Consider the following 14138-nt stretch of genomic DNA (forward strand, 5'->3'; position numbering starts at 1 on the left):
ACCGGGCAAGGTGCGCCGGATGCGCGTTCCCGGCCGGTAATGTCGATCCCGTCCCGAGACGGACCCAGTTGTTTTCGGTGTGTGAGGGATCGGACGTGAGGGCGGTCAGATGGCGGACAGGTTGAAGCGAGCGGCGGCGTGGCTCGGGTTGGTCACCGACGACCGCTACTCGGAGTACGACGAGCCCGGGCACGACGAGCCGACGACCGGCGTGCCGACCTCGGCCGACCGGGAGGACTCCAAGGTGACCCACCTGGAGACCAAGCGTCCGGTCGCTGCGTCGACCGGCGCGGCTGCGGCCACGCAGCCGAGCCCGACCCCCAAGCCCACGCCGGCACCGGCGCCACGCCCGGCCGACATCTCGCGGATCATCACCGTGCACCCGCGGACGTACAACGAGGCCAGGACGATCGGCGAGCACTTCCGCGACGGCGTCCCGGTGATCATGAACCTGACCGAGATGGAGGACACCGACGCCAAGCGCCTGGTCGATTTCTCGGCCGGCCTGATTTTTGGCCTCCGTGGCAGTATCGATCGCGTGACCAGCAAGGTGTTCCTGCTGTCGCCGCCGAACGTCAATGTCACCGCGGAGGACAAGGAACGCATCGCGGGTGGCTTCTTCAACCAGAGTTGATCACCGGTCGGTACGGACGTCCGGCGGCAGCCCAGGCTGGCGAGCCGGCACGATAGTCTGCTGTCACGACCTGGTCGGATGTCTAAACGAACGCGAGGCACGTGGCGCAGATGGTCATCATCGGTCTCATCATCAACTTTGTCCTGTGGCTGTTCCTGATGATTCTGTTCGCCCGGATGATCCTGTCCTGGGTGCCGGTCCTGGTCCGGGACTGGGAGCCGCGAGGGGCCATGCTGGTCGTCGCGGAGGGCATCTATTCGATCACCGACCCGCCGCTGCGGCTGCTCCGCAAGGTGCTGCGCCCGGTCCGGATCGGCTCGATGATGCTCGATCTGGCTTTCATCGCGTTGGCAATCCTGGTCAGCATTTTGATGAGGATCAACGCCCTCGTGTTCTTCAGTTGACATCTGGCTCAGTGCCGGATGTGTGCATTAGGCTCAAATTCGGTACGGTAAGGCAGATGGGTAACGGACGCATCACGGTTCCGAGTTCCGATTGTTTGAGGTGAACGATGACGCTGTCGCTGGACGATGTGCGCAACAAGCGCTTCCGGATGGCCCGCAAGTCGGGGTACGAGGTCCTGGAGGTCGATGAGTTCGTCGACGAGGTCGAAGAGGCCTTCGCTCAGCTGATCGAGGAGAACAAGAACCTCAAGAAGCAAATCGAGTCGCTGCGGGCCGCGCCAGTCCAGGACTCCGCCGCAGCCTCCGATACCACGATCCTGCAGCCGGCGGCTCAGCCGGACGGCAAGCAGACCCTCGTCGTGACCACGGGCAAGGAGGCCAGCGCGGCCGTCGTGCGCCTGGTCGAGCTGTCGACCGAGCAGGCCGAGCGCCTCGTCTCGGAGGCCGAGGAGGACGCGAACCGGATCCGCGAGGAGGCCAACCGGTCGGCGCACCAGGTGACCACCGACGCGCGGACCCGGGCCGAGCGGGTCGAGTCGGAGGCGCGGGTGAACGCGGAGCGCGTGCAGTCCGACGCCACCGCCCGGGCCGCCCAGCTCGATCGCGAGATCGAGCAGCGCCGGATCGACATGTTCAGCGAGCTGGAGCGCCAGCGCGATCAGCTGAGCAACTCGGTCCGCGAGCTGCGCAACTTCGAGGCCAACTTCCGCAGCAACCTGACCGGTCAGCTGCGTCGGCACATCGACACGCTCGAGGCCTCCCGGGCCGAGCCGGTCGACACGCCGCAGTTGGTTCGCGATCTGGACGACAAGCCGGAGCCCCGCTCGGTGCGGGACAACGGCCAGAAGAACGGCACCGGCCCCTCGCCGTACGGTTCGTCGGTCGACAACGACTCGCCGACCCTCGGCGGCGGCTCGCCGACCAGTGACACGCCGCGCCTGGACGCCCTCCTGGGTGACCAGCGCTGACCACACCGTGATCGACGCCTGAACCCATCGGACGAACCCCGCACCCCAAGGTGCGGGGTTCGTCCATGTTCGGGGACTGCCGAGCTCGCACCACAGACCTCGCGGATCGGGAATGCAGTCCCCATCGGGCGAGCCGAATTCCGAGCACGCCGATCCGAGCGGCGAGCTGGCGACGTCACCCGGTCGATCCGGCGTCGTTCGATCACCACTCCGACCCGATGGGCACGGCGCCGTCGCCCGATCCGCAGCCGCAACCCTCGATCGCGTCCGCGACTCGCTGCCACGGTCGAGGCTGCGTTGAACGGCAGGGCCATGGACGCGCCGTGACGTAGCCCCGAGCCACAACCGCCGCCTGGTCCAGGGCCGTCGTCCTGGTCGCAGCGGTTGTCCTGGCGGGCGGTCGTGGGCCCGGTCTGCAGCCCGCAGCCTTGGTCCGCCGCCGTTCTTGGTCTGCACTCGCCGGCCCAGGTCTGCAGCCGCCGTCCTGGTCCGGGCGCCGTCCTGATCCGGAGCGACTGTCCTGGCCGTCACCCGTGGGCCGGGTCTGCAGAGGTCGTTCTGGTCTGCACTCGCCGGACCAGGTGTGCGGCCGCCGTCCTGGTCCGGGCGCCGTCCTGATCTGGAGCGACTGTCCTGGCCGTCACCCGTGGGCCGGGTCCGCAGGGGTTGCTCGGGTCCGCACATGCCGGACTGTTCTGCAGCCCGCAGCGTTGGCCCGCCGCCGTTCTCGTCCGCCGCCCGTCCTGGTTTACAGCAGTCGCTCTTGAGCTGCAGCCGTCGTGCTGGTTTGCGGCCGTTGTGCTGGTCCGCACTCGCCGGCCTGGTCCGCAGCCGCCGCCCGGGCCGGCACTCGCTGCCCGGATCGGCCGCCTGCGTCCCTGAATGCGTCCGCGACTGACGGCACGGTCGCGGATCTGGCGATGGGCCGCCTCCGCGGCGTCGCTCCGGGCGACAGGGCGGGCCGGCCCGGAACATCCGCCGGGCTGGCATCGATCGGCGCTCTCGGCGCCGGCGCCGCCCTCCCATCGAGCCGCTGGCCACGGGGCCGGCGAGCGCTCCCGTACGGCCGGAATCGGGGCTCTGCCCACGTCGCTCCGGCTCCGGGACGGCACGGCGTGCGAGGCCGCCGGTCAGCCGCGGTGATGCGGCAAGCGGTCGCTTTCGGGCGGTCCGCCCAGCCTGCTCCGCTCCCGTCACGGATTTACGTGTCGCCCGAATCGGACCGCTTCGAGCGGCGACCGCGGCCAGCGCGGAGCCGGGGAACTCGGAGGCTAAGAGGAGGCTGAAATATCGGTTCGAAGCCGATTGTTTCCGCTCCAGGATTCGGGAAATCGACCACGAAACACGAGTCCATCGTTGAAGATAGAGCGAATCGCCCCTACTCTCCCTTGGGTCACTGCTACCCGGAGATCGGGACGGCGCCGCATTACCTCCGAAGGGGGGATCACGATGAGCACGACCAAGAAGTCGTCGGCGAAGAAGTCGCCGAGCAAGGACGGTCGAGCCTCGGGATCGGCACCGGCCCGGTCGGCTCGATCATCCAAGACTGCGGCGTCGAGCGCTCCGAAGGCAGCATCGCGTGAGGGATCACGGTCCAAGCGGGACGACACCACCCCGTCGTCCCCGGCCGTGCAGAAGCGGGCAGCGAAGTCGGCCGCCAAGCCGACGACGAAGAAGACCGGCGCGACGAAGCGGTCCACCTCGAAGACTCCGGCTGCGAAGCGGGCCACCGCGACCGGCCGGACCTCGAAGCGGACCGGCACCCGGTCTCGTCAAGCCACTGCGAGCAAGCGGTCAAACACCGACCGTGGCACGACCTCGACCACCAACCCGGCCGACACAGCCCTGACCCCTCGGAGCGATCCCATGACCAGCGAAGCCGCACCGGCAGCCACCGTCAAACCCGTCAAGCCCTCGTCCCTTCCGGTCCGGGAAGGCGAAGACCCCTGGACCAAGGCCGAGCTCGACGAGGTGAGGGAAACCCTCGAGTCCGACATCGAACGCTTCACCAGCCAGTTGGCCGCGTCCAACGCGGAACTGGTCGGGATGCTCCGCGACGGCGCCGAGGGCGCCGGCCGGGACCCGGCCGACGTCGGCTCGGCGAACTTCGAGCGGGACGCCGAGATGTCCCTGGTCAACAACGCCGCCGAGATGCTGGAGCAGTCGCGGCTCGCCCTGCGCCACATCGATCAGGGTGCGTACGGCAGTTGCGACAACTGCGGCAACCCGATCGGCAAGGGCCGGTTGTTGGCCTTCCCGAGGGCGACGCTCTGCGTCACCTGCAAGCAGCGCGAGGAACGGCGATAACCGAGAACACCACGGCCCAGGACGAGTCCCGGCCGCCCACCAACCTGCTCCGCCTGCGGCTGCTCTATGCCGCCGTGGCCGTCACCGGCGTCACGCTCGACGTGATCACCAAGGTGATGGCGGTGGCCTGGCTCGACCCGGCCGACCCGGTCCGCCTGCTCGGCGGGCTGCTCCGGCTGCAGCTGGTCCGCAACCCCGGCGCCGCGTTCAGCCTCGGCGAGAACTTCACGCCGGTGTTCGCCGTGCTGTCGGCGTCGGTGCTGGTCGGCATCGTGCTGTTCGGTGTCCGGCGGATCGGCCACACCGGCTGGGCGGTGGCGTTCGGCCTGGTCTCGGCCGGCGTCGCCGGCAACCTGATCGACCGGTTGTTCCGGGCGCCCGGGTTCCTGCACGGGCACGTGGTCGACTTCCTGCAGCTGCCGTACTGGCCGATCTTCAACGTCGCCGACATGTGCATCACGGCGGCCGCGATCTTGATCATCGTCCTTTCGGTGATCAAGAACATCGGCCTGGACGGGCAGCGGCTGGCGCCGACCGCGCGGACCCGGCAGGACCCGCCGGCCGAACGTACGCCGAACCAGCCGGGACCGGCGAGCACCGACTGATGTCCTCCTCGACGCGGGTCATGCTGATCCCGGACGGGCTGGACGGCGAACGGGTGGACGCGGCCGTGGCCCGGATGCTCGGCCTGTCCCGGACCCGGATCGCCGGGCTGGTCGACCAGGGCCAGGTCCTCCTCGACGGCAAGCCGGCCGGCAAGTCGGACCGGGTGCGGGCCCACTCCATGCTCGAGGTGGAGCTGGAGCCGGAGCGCCCGGCCGCCGAGGTGGTGCCGCAGACGGTTGCCGACCTGACGATCGTGTACGACGACGACGACATCGTCGTGATCGACAAGCCCGTCGGCGTGGCCGCGCATCCGAGTGTCGGCTGGGCCGGCCCGACCGTGCTCGGTCACCTGGCCGGCGCTGGCTTCCGGATCACCACCTCCGGCGTACCGGAGCGGAAGGGGATCGTGCAGCGGCTGGACGTCGGCACCTCCGGCCTGATGGTGGTGGCCAAGAGCGAGCACGCGTACACGATGCTGAAGCGCGCTTTCCGCTCCCGGACCGTCGACAAGACGTACCACACGCTGGTCCAGGGACACCCGGACCCGTTCCACGGCACCATCGACGCGCCGATCGGGCGGCACCCGTCGGCCGACTACAAGATGGCGATCATGGACGGCGGCCGGCACAGCATCACCCACTACACGACGCTGGAGGCGTTCGTCGGCGCGACGCTGCTCGAGGTGACCCTGGAGACCGGCCGGACGCACCAGATCCGGGTGCACATGGCGGCGATCCGGCACCCCTGTGTCGGCGACCCGATGTACGGCGCGAATCCGGTGCTGGCCGAGCGGCTGGGCCTGGAGCGTCAGTGGCTGCACGCGGTCCGGCTCGGCTTCACCCACCCACGGACCCAGGAGTACGTGAGCTTCGACTCCGACTATCCCGCCGACCTGGCGCACGCCCTCGAGGTCGTCAGGGCGGGCTGAGCCGCTGCCTTGGGGGAGCCGATGTCGCCCGGCGGTGCCGGGGGGCTAGGGTCGATCCGTGCGTAGAGCGAAAATTGTCTGCACCCTCGGGCCGGCCACGTCGGCCCCGGAGCGCCTCATCGAACTCGTCAAGGCCGGGATGGACGTGGCCCGGCTGAACATGAGCCACGGCGACTATGCCGATCACGAGCACAATCTGACCGGTGTCCGCCGGGCCGCCAAGATCACCGGCCGGCCGGTCGGGGTGTTGGTGGACCTGCAGGGGCCCAAGATCAGGCTCGGCCGGTTCGCCGCCGGCAAGGAGGTGCTCGCCTACGGCGCGACCTTCACGATCACGACCGACGACATCGAGGGCGATGTCCGTCGGTGTTCGACCACGTACAAGGGACTGCCGGGGGACGTGAAGCCCGGCGACACGATCTTGATCGACGACGGCCGGCTGACCCTGCGCGCGACCGAGGTGACCGACACCGACGTGGTGACCAAGGTGGTCGTCGGCGGCCCGGTCAGCAACAACAAGGGGATCAACCTGCCGGGGGTCGCGGTCAGCGTCCCGGCCATGAGCGAGAAGGACATCGAGGATCTGCGCTGGGCGATGCAGCACGGCGTCGACATGATCGCGCTGTCCTTCGTCCGCAACGCCGCCGATGTCGAGCTCGTCCACAAGATCATGGACGAGGAGGGTCGCCGGGTTCCGGTGATCGCCAAGATCGAGAAGCCGCAGGCGGTGGAGAACCTCGACGAGATCATCGACGCCTTCGACGCCTTCATGGTGGCCCGCGGTGATCTTGGTGTGGAGCTGCCGCTGGAGGAGGTCCCGTTGGTCCAGAAGCGGATCGTGACCGCCGCCCGGCGCTGGGCCAAGCCGGTGATCGTCGCCACCCAGATGCTGGAGTCGATGATCTCCGCGCCGCGGCCGACCCGCGCCGAGGCCTCCGACGTGGCGAACGCCATCCTGGACGGCGCGGACGCGGTGATGCTGTCCGGCGAGACCAGCGTCGGCCAGTATCCGGTGGTGACCGTCGAGACGATGGCCCGGATCGTGGTCAACACCGAGGAGCACGGCCTGGAGCAGGTCCGCGACATCGTCTGGGACCCGCACACGACCAGCGGTGTGATCACCAAGGCCGCCGCCGAGGTGGCCGAGCGGATCGACGCGAAGTATCTGGTGGCGTTCACCCACACGGGCGACTCGGCCCGCCGGATGTCCCGGCTCCGCTCGTCCATCCCGGTGCTCGCCTTCACCCCGATCGAGTCCACCCGGCAGGCCCTGACGCTGAGCTGGGGCACCGAGTCGTTCCTGGTGCCGATGGTCGGGCACACCGACGACATGATCCGCCAGGTCGACAAGGCGCTGATGGAATCCGGCCGGATCGCCGAGGGCGAACGGGTCGTGATCGTCGCCGGGTCCCCGCCCGGGGTCGCCGGCCACACCAACATGGTCCGGGTCCGCCGGATCGGCGCCCCGCTCTAGAACCAGCCGAGTCGTCACCAGCACACCGAACTCACGGTGGGCTGGTGACGACTCGTCTGCTGTGCCGGGAAGGGGAGTCGAACCCCTATGTCCTTTCGGACAGACGGGTTTGAGCCGTCCGCGTATACCATTCCGCCACCCCGGCCGGGGCCCGGAACATTCTGCCACATCCGTACAGCGGTGGTGAGAATCGGCTCCGTAACAAGGCTGCTCTAAAGTGTCTCCCGTGACGAACGAGAAGAACGACCCCGGCGCCACCTCGCCCACCCGCGTCCTGGTGGCCGAGGACGAGGTGCTCATCCGCACCGACCTGGTCGAAATGCTCACCGAAGAGGGGTACGAGGTCGTCGGCGAAGCCGGCGACGGCGAGCAGGCGATCGAACTGGCCACACAGTTGCGGCCGGACCTGGTGGTGCTGGATGTCAAGATGCCCAAGCTGGACGGGATCAGCGCCGCCGAGAAGATCGCCGGTGAGCGGATCGCCCCGGTGGTGATGCTGACCGCCTTCAGCCAGCGGGACCTGGTCGACCGGGCCAGCAAGGCCGGCGCGATGGCGTACGTCGTGAAGCCGTTCGGCAAGTCCGATCTGGTGCCGGCGATCGAGATCGCCGCCGCCCGGTTCGCCGAGATCAAGGCCGTCGAGGCCGAGGTGAGCGATCTGGCGGAGCGGCTGGAATCGCGCAAGATCGTGGACCGGGCCAAGGGCATGCTGCAGGCCGGTCTCGGGCTGACCGAGCCGGAAGCCTTCCGCTGGATCCAGAAGACCGCGATGGACCTGCGCAAGTCGATGCGCGAGGTCGCCGAGGGCGTCATCGAGCACGGCGCGGGATCCAAGAAGAAGTAGCGCCGCGCGCCCGCGGAGCGCCGCATCGTCGCGTGATGCGGTCGTGTAACGAACACGAAACTCACTCAGCGGAATTGGACAGCGCAGCGGTGAGTCGTCGTAGGGTTCATCATGCTTGGCAACCCGGCCGTGGATTCCGGATGTCGGAATTCGCGGCCGGCCGTGATTCGGCTCGTGGTGGAGCCGCCCAGGAGGAGGAACTGTGCTTAATCGACGACTTGCGAAGGTCGGTGTCGCGACCCTGGTCGCCGCAGCCCTGGCACTGACCGGATGCGGTCAGCGCGGGGGCGACGGCAACACGGGCGGCGGTGGCGGCAACGAGGAGAAGAAGGTCGCCAAGATCGGCGTCATCTCGCCGATGAGCGGCGGCCTCTCGGCTCTCGGGCTCGGCATTCAGAACTCGGTGGATCTCGCGATCAAGCAGGCCAACGAGCGGAACGAGATTCCGGGCTGGACCCTGGAGATCGACGTCAAGGACGACGAGGCGAAGAGCGACGTCGGCCTGAACGCGGCGACCGCGCTGGCCTCCGATCCCGAGGTCGTCGGCGTCGTCGGGACGCTGAACACCAGCGTCGCCCAGGGCGTGCAGCCGGTCCTCAACGGCAAGAAGATCGCGATGGTGTCGCCGGCCAACACCGGCCCGGCGCTGACCCGCGGCGAGGACTACGCCAACAGCCCGAAGCGGCTCTACCCGAACTACTTCCGGACCTGCGCGACGGACGACGTCCAGGGCCCGTTCGCCGCGAAGTACCTCTTCAACACGGCGAAGTTCACCAAGGTGGCCACGGTCAACGACAAGAAGGCCTACGGCGCCGGCCTGGTGAAGACGTTCAGCGACGCGTTCACCGAGCTCGGCGGCCAGGTCGTCGCGGCCGAGACGATCAACCCCGATGACAAGGACTACTCGGCGGTGATCACCAAGATCAAGGCGACCAACCCGCAGGCGCTCTACTACGGCGGCGAGTACCCGCAGGCCGGCCCGCTGAGCCAGCAGATGAAGGCGGCCGGGCTGAACATCCCGCTGATGGGCGGCGACGGCATCTTCGATCCCGACTTCATCAAGCAGGCGGGCTCCAAGTCCGACGGCGACCTGGCCACCTCGGTCGGCGCCCCGGTGGAGAAGCTGCCCACCTCGAAGACCTTCGTGGCCGACTACGAGGCCGCCGGCTACTCCGACCCGTACGCCGCCTACGGCCCGTACGCCTACGACGCGGCCCGCGCGATCATCGAGGGCCTCAAGGTCTCGCTCAAGGACGCCGAGAGCGCCGAGTCCGCGCGCCAGGCGACCATCGACGCCATCGGCAAGGTGAGCTTCGACGGCGCCACCGGCAAGGTCGCCTTCGACGAGTACGGCGATGCGACGACCAAGATCCTCACCGTCTACAAGGTGACCGACCAGAAGTGGGCGGCGGTCGAGACCGGCAGTTGACCATCATCACCTCGGCGCGAGGCTCCCACCCGGAGCCTCGCGCCGAACTTGTACCGCGGAACATGCGGGAAGTGGATGAGAGGAGCTAGGCCTCGTGGTGCTACTTCAGCAGCTGATCGACGGACTGTCGCTCGGCGCGATGTACGCCCTGATCGCGGTCGGCTACACGGTGGTGTACGGCATCGTGCAGTTGATCAACTTCGCTCACGGTGAGATCTTCATGCTCGGCGGGTTCGGCGCGGTGGCCGTGTGGCTGCTGTCGCCGGGGCGGCCGGTCGCGCTGTGGATCTTCCCGTTGATGCTGATCGGGGGCATCGCGGTCGCGGTGGCGGTGGCGTTGTTGATGGAGAGATTCGCGTACCGGCCACTGCGGAACGCACCGAGACTGGCGCCGTTCATCACGGCGATCGGCGTCTCGATCGTGCTGCAGGAGGCGGTCCGGCTGTTCTACGACCGGATCCCCGGCTTCCCCAGCGCCAAGGCGGCGGTGGTGTTCCCGCAGCTCGACCTGGTCAGCGGCTCGGCGATCCCGCTCGGTCCCGGCCTGAGCATCCAGCGCGGCTCCGTCTTCACGCTGCTCGCGCTGGTCCTCTGCACCGTCCTGCTCTACCTGTTCGTGAACCGGAGCCGGCTCGGCCGGGCGATGCAGGCGGCGTCGCAGGACCCGGACACGGCCCGGCTGATGGGCATCAACGTCGACCGGATCATCATGCTGGCCTTCGGTGTCGGCGCGGCACTGGCCGCGGTCGCCGGGCTGGCGTACGGCCTCCGCTACACCCAGGTGCAGTTCAGCATGGGCTTCCTGGCCGGCCTGAAGGCGTTCACCGCCGCGGTCCTCGGCGGCATCGGCAACATCTACGGCGCCGTGGTCGGCGGGCTGGTGCTCGGCGTGGCCGAGGCGCTGGCGACCGCGCTGCCGTTCAGCGGCTCGGCCTGGAAGGACGTCTGGGCCTTCGTCCTGTTGATCTTGGTGCTGGTGTTCCGGCCGCAGGGTCTGCTCGGCGCCCGGGTGGTCGATCGCGCATGAGCATCCTGACCCGGCTGGGCCTGCCGCCCCTGATCACCCCGGAACGGATCCAGCGCGCCGAGCCGTTCGCGTGGATCGTCGCCGTGGTCGGCGGCGCATTGATCGTGATCGCGCCGTTCCTGCCCTGGGCGTACGACGACGCGGCACTGGACGACATGTCGGTGGCGTTCTATCCGTCGGTGCTGCAGTTCCTGGCGCTGGCGCTCGGCGCGGTGATCATCGCCGGCACGCTGCTGGACCGGCTCCGGCCGCAGCGCCGCGGCAGCAAGGCGCCGGGCTGGCGCCGCGGGGCCCGGGCGGCCGCGACCGGTGCTCTCGTCTACCTCGCCCTGATCATGATCACCATCGCCCTCGAGCTGGGCGGCTTGATCAACATCGAGCCGGGCGGCTGGCTGGCCGTGGCCGGCGCGGTGATCGCCTACGTCGGCACCCGGCTGATCGCGCCCGCGCCGGAGTCGAGGTTCGGCGAACTGGAGGCACCGGTCGCCGTCGAGATCGTCGCCGTCGCCCTGTTCATGGGCGCGGCGTTCTCCGCGGTCGTGTTCGCTCTCGACTTCGACGACGGCGGCGGCTTCGTCTGCTTCGTCGCGTTCATCGCCGCGGCCGCCGCCGTGCTGATCCGGATGGGCGTGATCGCCTGGTACTCCGGCATCTCGTCCCGGCGCCGCCCCGTTCTGGTGACGGCCGCGATCCTGGCCGCGATCCTGTTCCCGCTCAGCCAGGGCAGCTCGGACGCCAACCTGTCGATCGCCACCCAGGTGATCATCTTCGCGATGACGGCGCTCGGCCTGAACATCGTGGTCGGCCTGGCCGGCCTGCTCGACCTCGGCTACATCGCCTTCCTCGGCTCCGGGGCCTACGTCGCGGCGATGCTCTCCCAGTCGGCGTTCGCGACGATCGACTTCCAGCCGCCGTTCCCGCTGGTGATGTTGATCAGCGGCTGCGTCAGCGCCACGCTGGGCCTGATCATCGGCTCGCCGACGCTGCGGGTCTCCGGCGACTACCTGGCGATCGTGACGCTCGCGTTCGGCGAGATCTTCCGGATCGCCATGCTGAACCTGGACGGCACCTCCGGGCCGGACCTGACCCACGGCCCGAACGGCATCCCCGCGATCCCGGACCTCGATCCGCTCGGCTACAACTTCGGTGATCCGCCGCCGTTGTTCGGCGTCCTGGTGCTGCCGCGGTTCGCCAACTACTACTTCCTGCTGTTGTTGATCTTGCTGATCGTGGTGCTGATCGTGGTCCGGTTGAACAACAGCCGGATCGGGCGCGGCTGGATCGCCATCCGCGAGGACGAGAAGGCGGCCGAGGCGATGGGGGTCAACACCTTCGGGCTGAAGCTGTTCGCCTTCGCCGGCGGCGCCTTCCTGGCCGGCCTGGCCGGCTCGGTCAAGGCCCACCACGACATCTCGATCAACCCCGGGCAGTACACCTTCCTGGAGTCGGCGTTCCTGCTCTCCGCGGTCGTCCTGGGCGGCATGGGTACCGTGGTGGGTGTCCTGGTCGGCGCGACGCTGCTCAAGCTGGCACCGGAGAAGCTGCGCGACTTCGCCGAGCTCCGGCTGCTGCTGTTCGGCGTCCTGCTCGTGGTGATGATGCGGTTCCGGCCGGAGGGCCTGGTGCCGAACCGCAGACGGCAGCTCGAGTTCCACGAGGAGGACGAGGAGCTGGCCGAGAAGCTCGACGAGGCCGAGCCCGTACCGGCAGAGGGGGCGCGATCATGAGCACCGCCCACGATCAGACTCCGCCCGGCACGGATCCCGAGTCCGGCGAGCAGCTGGCCCCGCAACTGCTGGGGCTCGACCCGGACCGGCCGATCCTGCAGGCCCAGGACGTGTCGATGCGGTTCGGCGGCCTGGTCGCGGTCGACCATGTGGGCTTCCAGGCCAGCCTCGGCGAGATCGTCGGGCTGATCGGGCCGAACGGGGCGGGCAAGACGACCTTCTTCAACTGCCTGACCGGTCTCTATCAGCCGACCGGCGGGCGGGTGACGTTCAACGGCGCCGTCCTGCCGCCGAAGCCGCGCAAGGTGGTCCAGGCCGGAATGGCGCGGACCTTCCAGAACATTCGGCTGTTCGCCAACATGACCGCCCGCGAGAACGTCATGGTCGGGCGTTACTGCCGGACCAGCGCCGGCCCGTTCACCTCGATCATCCGGGGCTTCAAGTACCGGCGGGAGGAGCGCGAGACCGTACAGATGGCGGACCAGCTGCTCGACTTCGTCGGGATCGGCGGCTCCGGTGATCATCTGGCCCGGAACCTCTCGTACGGCGACCAGCGGCGGCTCGAGATCGCCCGGGCACTGGCCACCGAGCCGAAGGTGCTGCTGCTCGACGAGCCGACGGCCGGCATGAATCCCCAGGAGACCCGGCAGGCGGAGGAACTGATCCGGCGGATCCGCGACCTCGGTCTGGCGATCGTCGTGATCGAGCACGACATGCGGTTCATCTTCAACCTGTGCGACCGGGTGATCTGCCTGGTCCAGGGCAAGATTCTGGTCGAGGGCACGCCGGAGGTCGTCCAGTCCGACCCGCAGGTGATCGAGGCGTACATCGGAACGGGACCGACGGAGGAGCCGGAACCGGCCCCGCGGCGGGCCGAACCGGACGGCATCGTCGGCGAAGGGGGGAGCCTCGATGCTTGAGGTGAGAGACCTGAAGGTCGCGTACGGTCGCGTCCGCGCGGTGAAGGGGATCAGCTTCACCGTCGACGACGGCCAGGTGGTGACCCTGATCGGCACCAATGGCGCCGGCAAGACCACGACGCTGCGGACGCTGTCCGGGCTGCTGCCGGTGGAGTCCGGCGAGATCCTGTTCGACGGCGTCCGGCTGGACGGGATGCCGGCCCACAAGATCGTCCGGCTGGGCGTCGCCCAGTCGCCGGAGGGTCGACGGTTGTTCCCGCGGCTCTCGGTCGAGGAGAACCTGATGCTGGGCGCGTTCGCCCGGCGCGACCGGGCCGGGATCCAGCGGGACCTGGCCCGGGTCTATCAGCTGTTCGACGTCCTGGCCCAGCGGCGCCACCAGTCGGCCGGCCTGTTCTCCGGCGGCGAGCAGCAGATGCTGGCCATCGGCCGGGCCATGATGAGCAACCCGAAACTGCTCATGCTCGACGAGCCGTCGATGGGACTCTCGCCGATCATGATGCAGGTGATCATGAACACGATCGCCGAGCTGAAGTCCGAGGGCGTCACCATCCTGCTGGTCGAGCAGAACGCCCAGGCGGCCCTCTCGCTCGCCGACTACGGGTACGTCCTCGAGGTCGGCAAGATCGTCCTGCACGACACCGGCGTGAACCTGCTGACCAACGAGAACGTCCGCAAGGCCTACCTCGGCGAGGACTGACCCACCCGAAGGATCCGCACGAAAAGGATCCGCCGACCGGTCACAAAAGCAGCGGTTTCGGTGGGCCGACTCACGCGGTGAGTGCAACAGTTGGATCTGTCGGGTTGGACAGTAGCTCGTGCAGCTTCTCGGCGGGGGTTTTGAAGCCGAGTCGTTTCCGGGGTCTGGCG

At 68.8% G+C, this 14138-nt stretch carries 14 protein-coding genes and 1 tRNA gene; 13 read left to right on the forward strand and 2 right to left on the reverse strand.

Features of this window, described 5'->3' with window-relative positions:
- The first annotated feature begins 109 nt into the window (after positions 1-109).
- The 3 genes from AC6CCG_RS10040 to AC6CCG_RS10050 all read left to right on the forward strand — a co-directional run bounded on the left by AC6CCG_RS10040 (position 110) and on the right by AC6CCG_RS10050 (position 2006).
- The gene (locus AC6CCG_RS10040) at positions 110-634 is read left to right on the forward strand and encodes a cell division protein SepF (protein ID WP_496654357.1); all 525 of its coding nucleotides are present in this window, start codon (positions 110-112) and stop codon (positions 632-634) included.
- Between the two features lie 110 nt (positions 635-744).
- Positions 745-1038 (forward strand): YggT family protein, encoded by a 294-nt coding sequence (locus AC6CCG_RS10045; protein ID WP_179757475.1) that lies wholly within the window; start codon positions 745-747, stop codon positions 1036-1038.
- A 107-nt stretch (positions 1039-1145) separates the two neighbouring features.
- On the forward strand, positions 1146-2006 hold the full coding sequence (locus tag AC6CCG_RS10050) for a DivIVA domain-containing protein (protein ID WP_496654358.1): 861 nt from the start codon (positions 1146-1148) through the stop codon (positions 2004-2006).
- A gap of 1271 nt (positions 2007-3277) precedes the next feature.
- Here the strand turns inward: AC6CCG_RS10050 and AC6CCG_RS10055 are convergent.
- Positions 3278-3769 (reverse strand): hypothetical protein, encoded by a 492-nt coding sequence (locus tag AC6CCG_RS10055; RefSeq protein ID WP_496654359.1) that lies wholly within the window; start codon positions 3767-3769, stop codon positions 3278-3280.
- A gap of 103 nt (positions 3770-3872) precedes the next feature.
- On the opposite strand from AC6CCG_RS10055, the gene AC6CCG_RS10060 reads away from it, so the two are divergent.
- From AC6CCG_RS10060 to pyk, 4 genes are read left to right on the forward strand one after another with little or no spacing between them, the layout of a single operon-like run.
- Complete coding sequence (locus AC6CCG_RS10060) at positions 3873-4313, forward strand: TraR/DksA family transcriptional regulator (RefSeq protein ID WP_496654360.1); 441 nt, start codon at positions 3873-3875, stop codon at positions 4311-4313.
- A gap of 59 nt (positions 4314-4372) precedes the next feature.
- Positions 4373-4918 (forward strand): signal peptidase II, encoded by a 546-nt coding sequence (gene lspA / locus AC6CCG_RS10065; protein WP_496654411.1) that lies wholly within the window; start codon positions 4373-4375, stop codon positions 4916-4918.
- A complete protein-coding gene (locus AC6CCG_RS10070) occupies positions 4918-5847 on the forward strand; it encodes an RluA family pseudouridine synthase (RefSeq protein WP_496654361.1) in 930 nt (309 codons plus the stop codon). The genes lspA and AC6CCG_RS10070 overlap by 1 nt, the downstream gene beginning before the upstream one ends.
- Positions 5848-5905: 58 nt before the next feature.
- Entirely contained in the window at positions 5906-7321 is a 1416-nt protein-coding gene (gene pyk / locus AC6CCG_RS10075; protein WP_496654362.1) for a pyruvate kinase, read from the forward strand.
- A gap of 62 nt (positions 7322-7383) precedes the next feature.
- On the opposite strand, the gene AC6CCG_RS10080 is transcribed toward pyk, so the two are convergent.
- Positions 7384-7466 (reverse strand) — tRNA-Leu (locus tag AC6CCG_RS10080).
- A gap of 81 nt (positions 7467-7547) precedes the next feature.
- Between AC6CCG_RS10080 and AC6CCG_RS10085 the strand changes: the two genes are divergently transcribed.
- The 6 genes from AC6CCG_RS10085 (at position 7548) to AC6CCG_RS10110 (ending at position 13968) form a co-directional block, all read left to right on the forward strand.
- Positions 7548-8165, forward strand: a complete 618-nt coding sequence (locus AC6CCG_RS10085) for an ANTAR domain-containing response regulator (protein WP_496654363.1) — start codon at positions 7548-7550, stop codon at positions 8163-8165.
- A gap of 202 nt (positions 8166-8367) precedes the next feature.
- Positions 8368-9594 (forward strand): branched-chain amino acid ABC transporter substrate-binding protein, encoded by a 1227-nt coding sequence (locus tag AC6CCG_RS10090; protein WP_496654364.1) that lies wholly within the window; start codon positions 8368-8370, stop codon positions 9592-9594.
- A 94-nt stretch (positions 9595-9688) separates the two neighbouring features.
- Positions 9689-10621 (forward strand): branched-chain amino acid ABC transporter permease, encoded by a 933-nt coding sequence (locus AC6CCG_RS10095; protein WP_496654365.1) that lies wholly within the window; start codon positions 9689-9691, stop codon positions 10619-10621.
- Positions 10618-12348: a branched-chain amino acid ABC transporter permease gene (locus AC6CCG_RS10100; protein ID WP_496654366.1), complete on the forward strand. Its 1731-nt coding sequence runs from the start codon at positions 10618-10620 to the stop codon at positions 12346-12348. The genes AC6CCG_RS10095 and AC6CCG_RS10100 overlap by 4 nt, the downstream gene beginning before the upstream one ends.
- Positions 12345-13268 carry an ABC transporter ATP-binding protein gene (locus tag AC6CCG_RS10105; protein ID WP_496654367.1) on the forward strand — a complete coding sequence of 308 codons (924 nt, stop codon included), beginning with the start codon at positions 12345-12347 and terminating at the stop codon, positions 13266-13268. Before AC6CCG_RS10100 ends, AC6CCG_RS10105 begins: the two co-directional genes overlap by 4 nt.
- Positions 13261-13968 (forward strand): ABC transporter ATP-binding protein, encoded by a 708-nt coding sequence (locus AC6CCG_RS10110; RefSeq protein ID WP_496654368.1) that lies wholly within the window; start codon positions 13261-13263, stop codon positions 13966-13968. The genes AC6CCG_RS10105 and AC6CCG_RS10110 overlap by 8 nt, the downstream gene beginning before the upstream one ends.
- Positions 13969-14138: the final 170 nt, after the last annotated feature.

Source organism: Microlunatus sp. YIM B11417, from assembly GCF_059617205.1.

Bases quoted from the DNA above. Each gene is read 5' to 3' on its own strand.
- AC6CCG_RS10100 (WP_496654366.1), top strand. From the start codon at position 10,618: ATGAGCATCCTGACCCGGCTGGGCCTGCCGCCCCTGATCACCCCGGAA.
- AC6CCG_RS10105 (WP_496654367.1), top strand. From the start codon at position 12,345: ATGAGCACCGCCCACGATCAGACTCCGCCCGGCACGGATCCCGAGTCC.
- AC6CCG_RS10050 (WP_496654358.1), top strand. From the start codon at position 1,146: ATGACGCTGTCGCTGGACGATGTGCGCAACAAGCGCTTCCGGATGGCC.
- AC6CCG_RS10045 (WP_179757475.1), top strand. From the start codon at position 745: ATGGTCATCATCGGTCTCATCATCAACTTTGTCCTGTGGCTGTTCCTG.
- AC6CCG_RS10070 (WP_496654361.1), top strand. From the start codon at position 4,918: ATGTCCTCCTCGACGCGGGTCATGCTGATCCCGGACGGGCTGGACGGC.
- AC6CCG_RS10040 (WP_496654357.1), top strand. From the start codon at position 110: ATGGCGGACAGGTTGAAGCGAGCGGCGGCGTGGCTCGGGTTGGTCACC.
- AC6CCG_RS10110 (WP_496654368.1), top strand. From the start codon at position 13,261: ATGCTTGAGGTGAGAGACCTGAAGGTCGCGTACGGTCGCGTCCGCGCG.
- AC6CCG_RS10060 (WP_496654360.1), top strand. From the start codon at position 3,873: ATGACCAGCGAAGCCGCACCGGCAGCCACCGTCAAACCCGTCAAGCCC.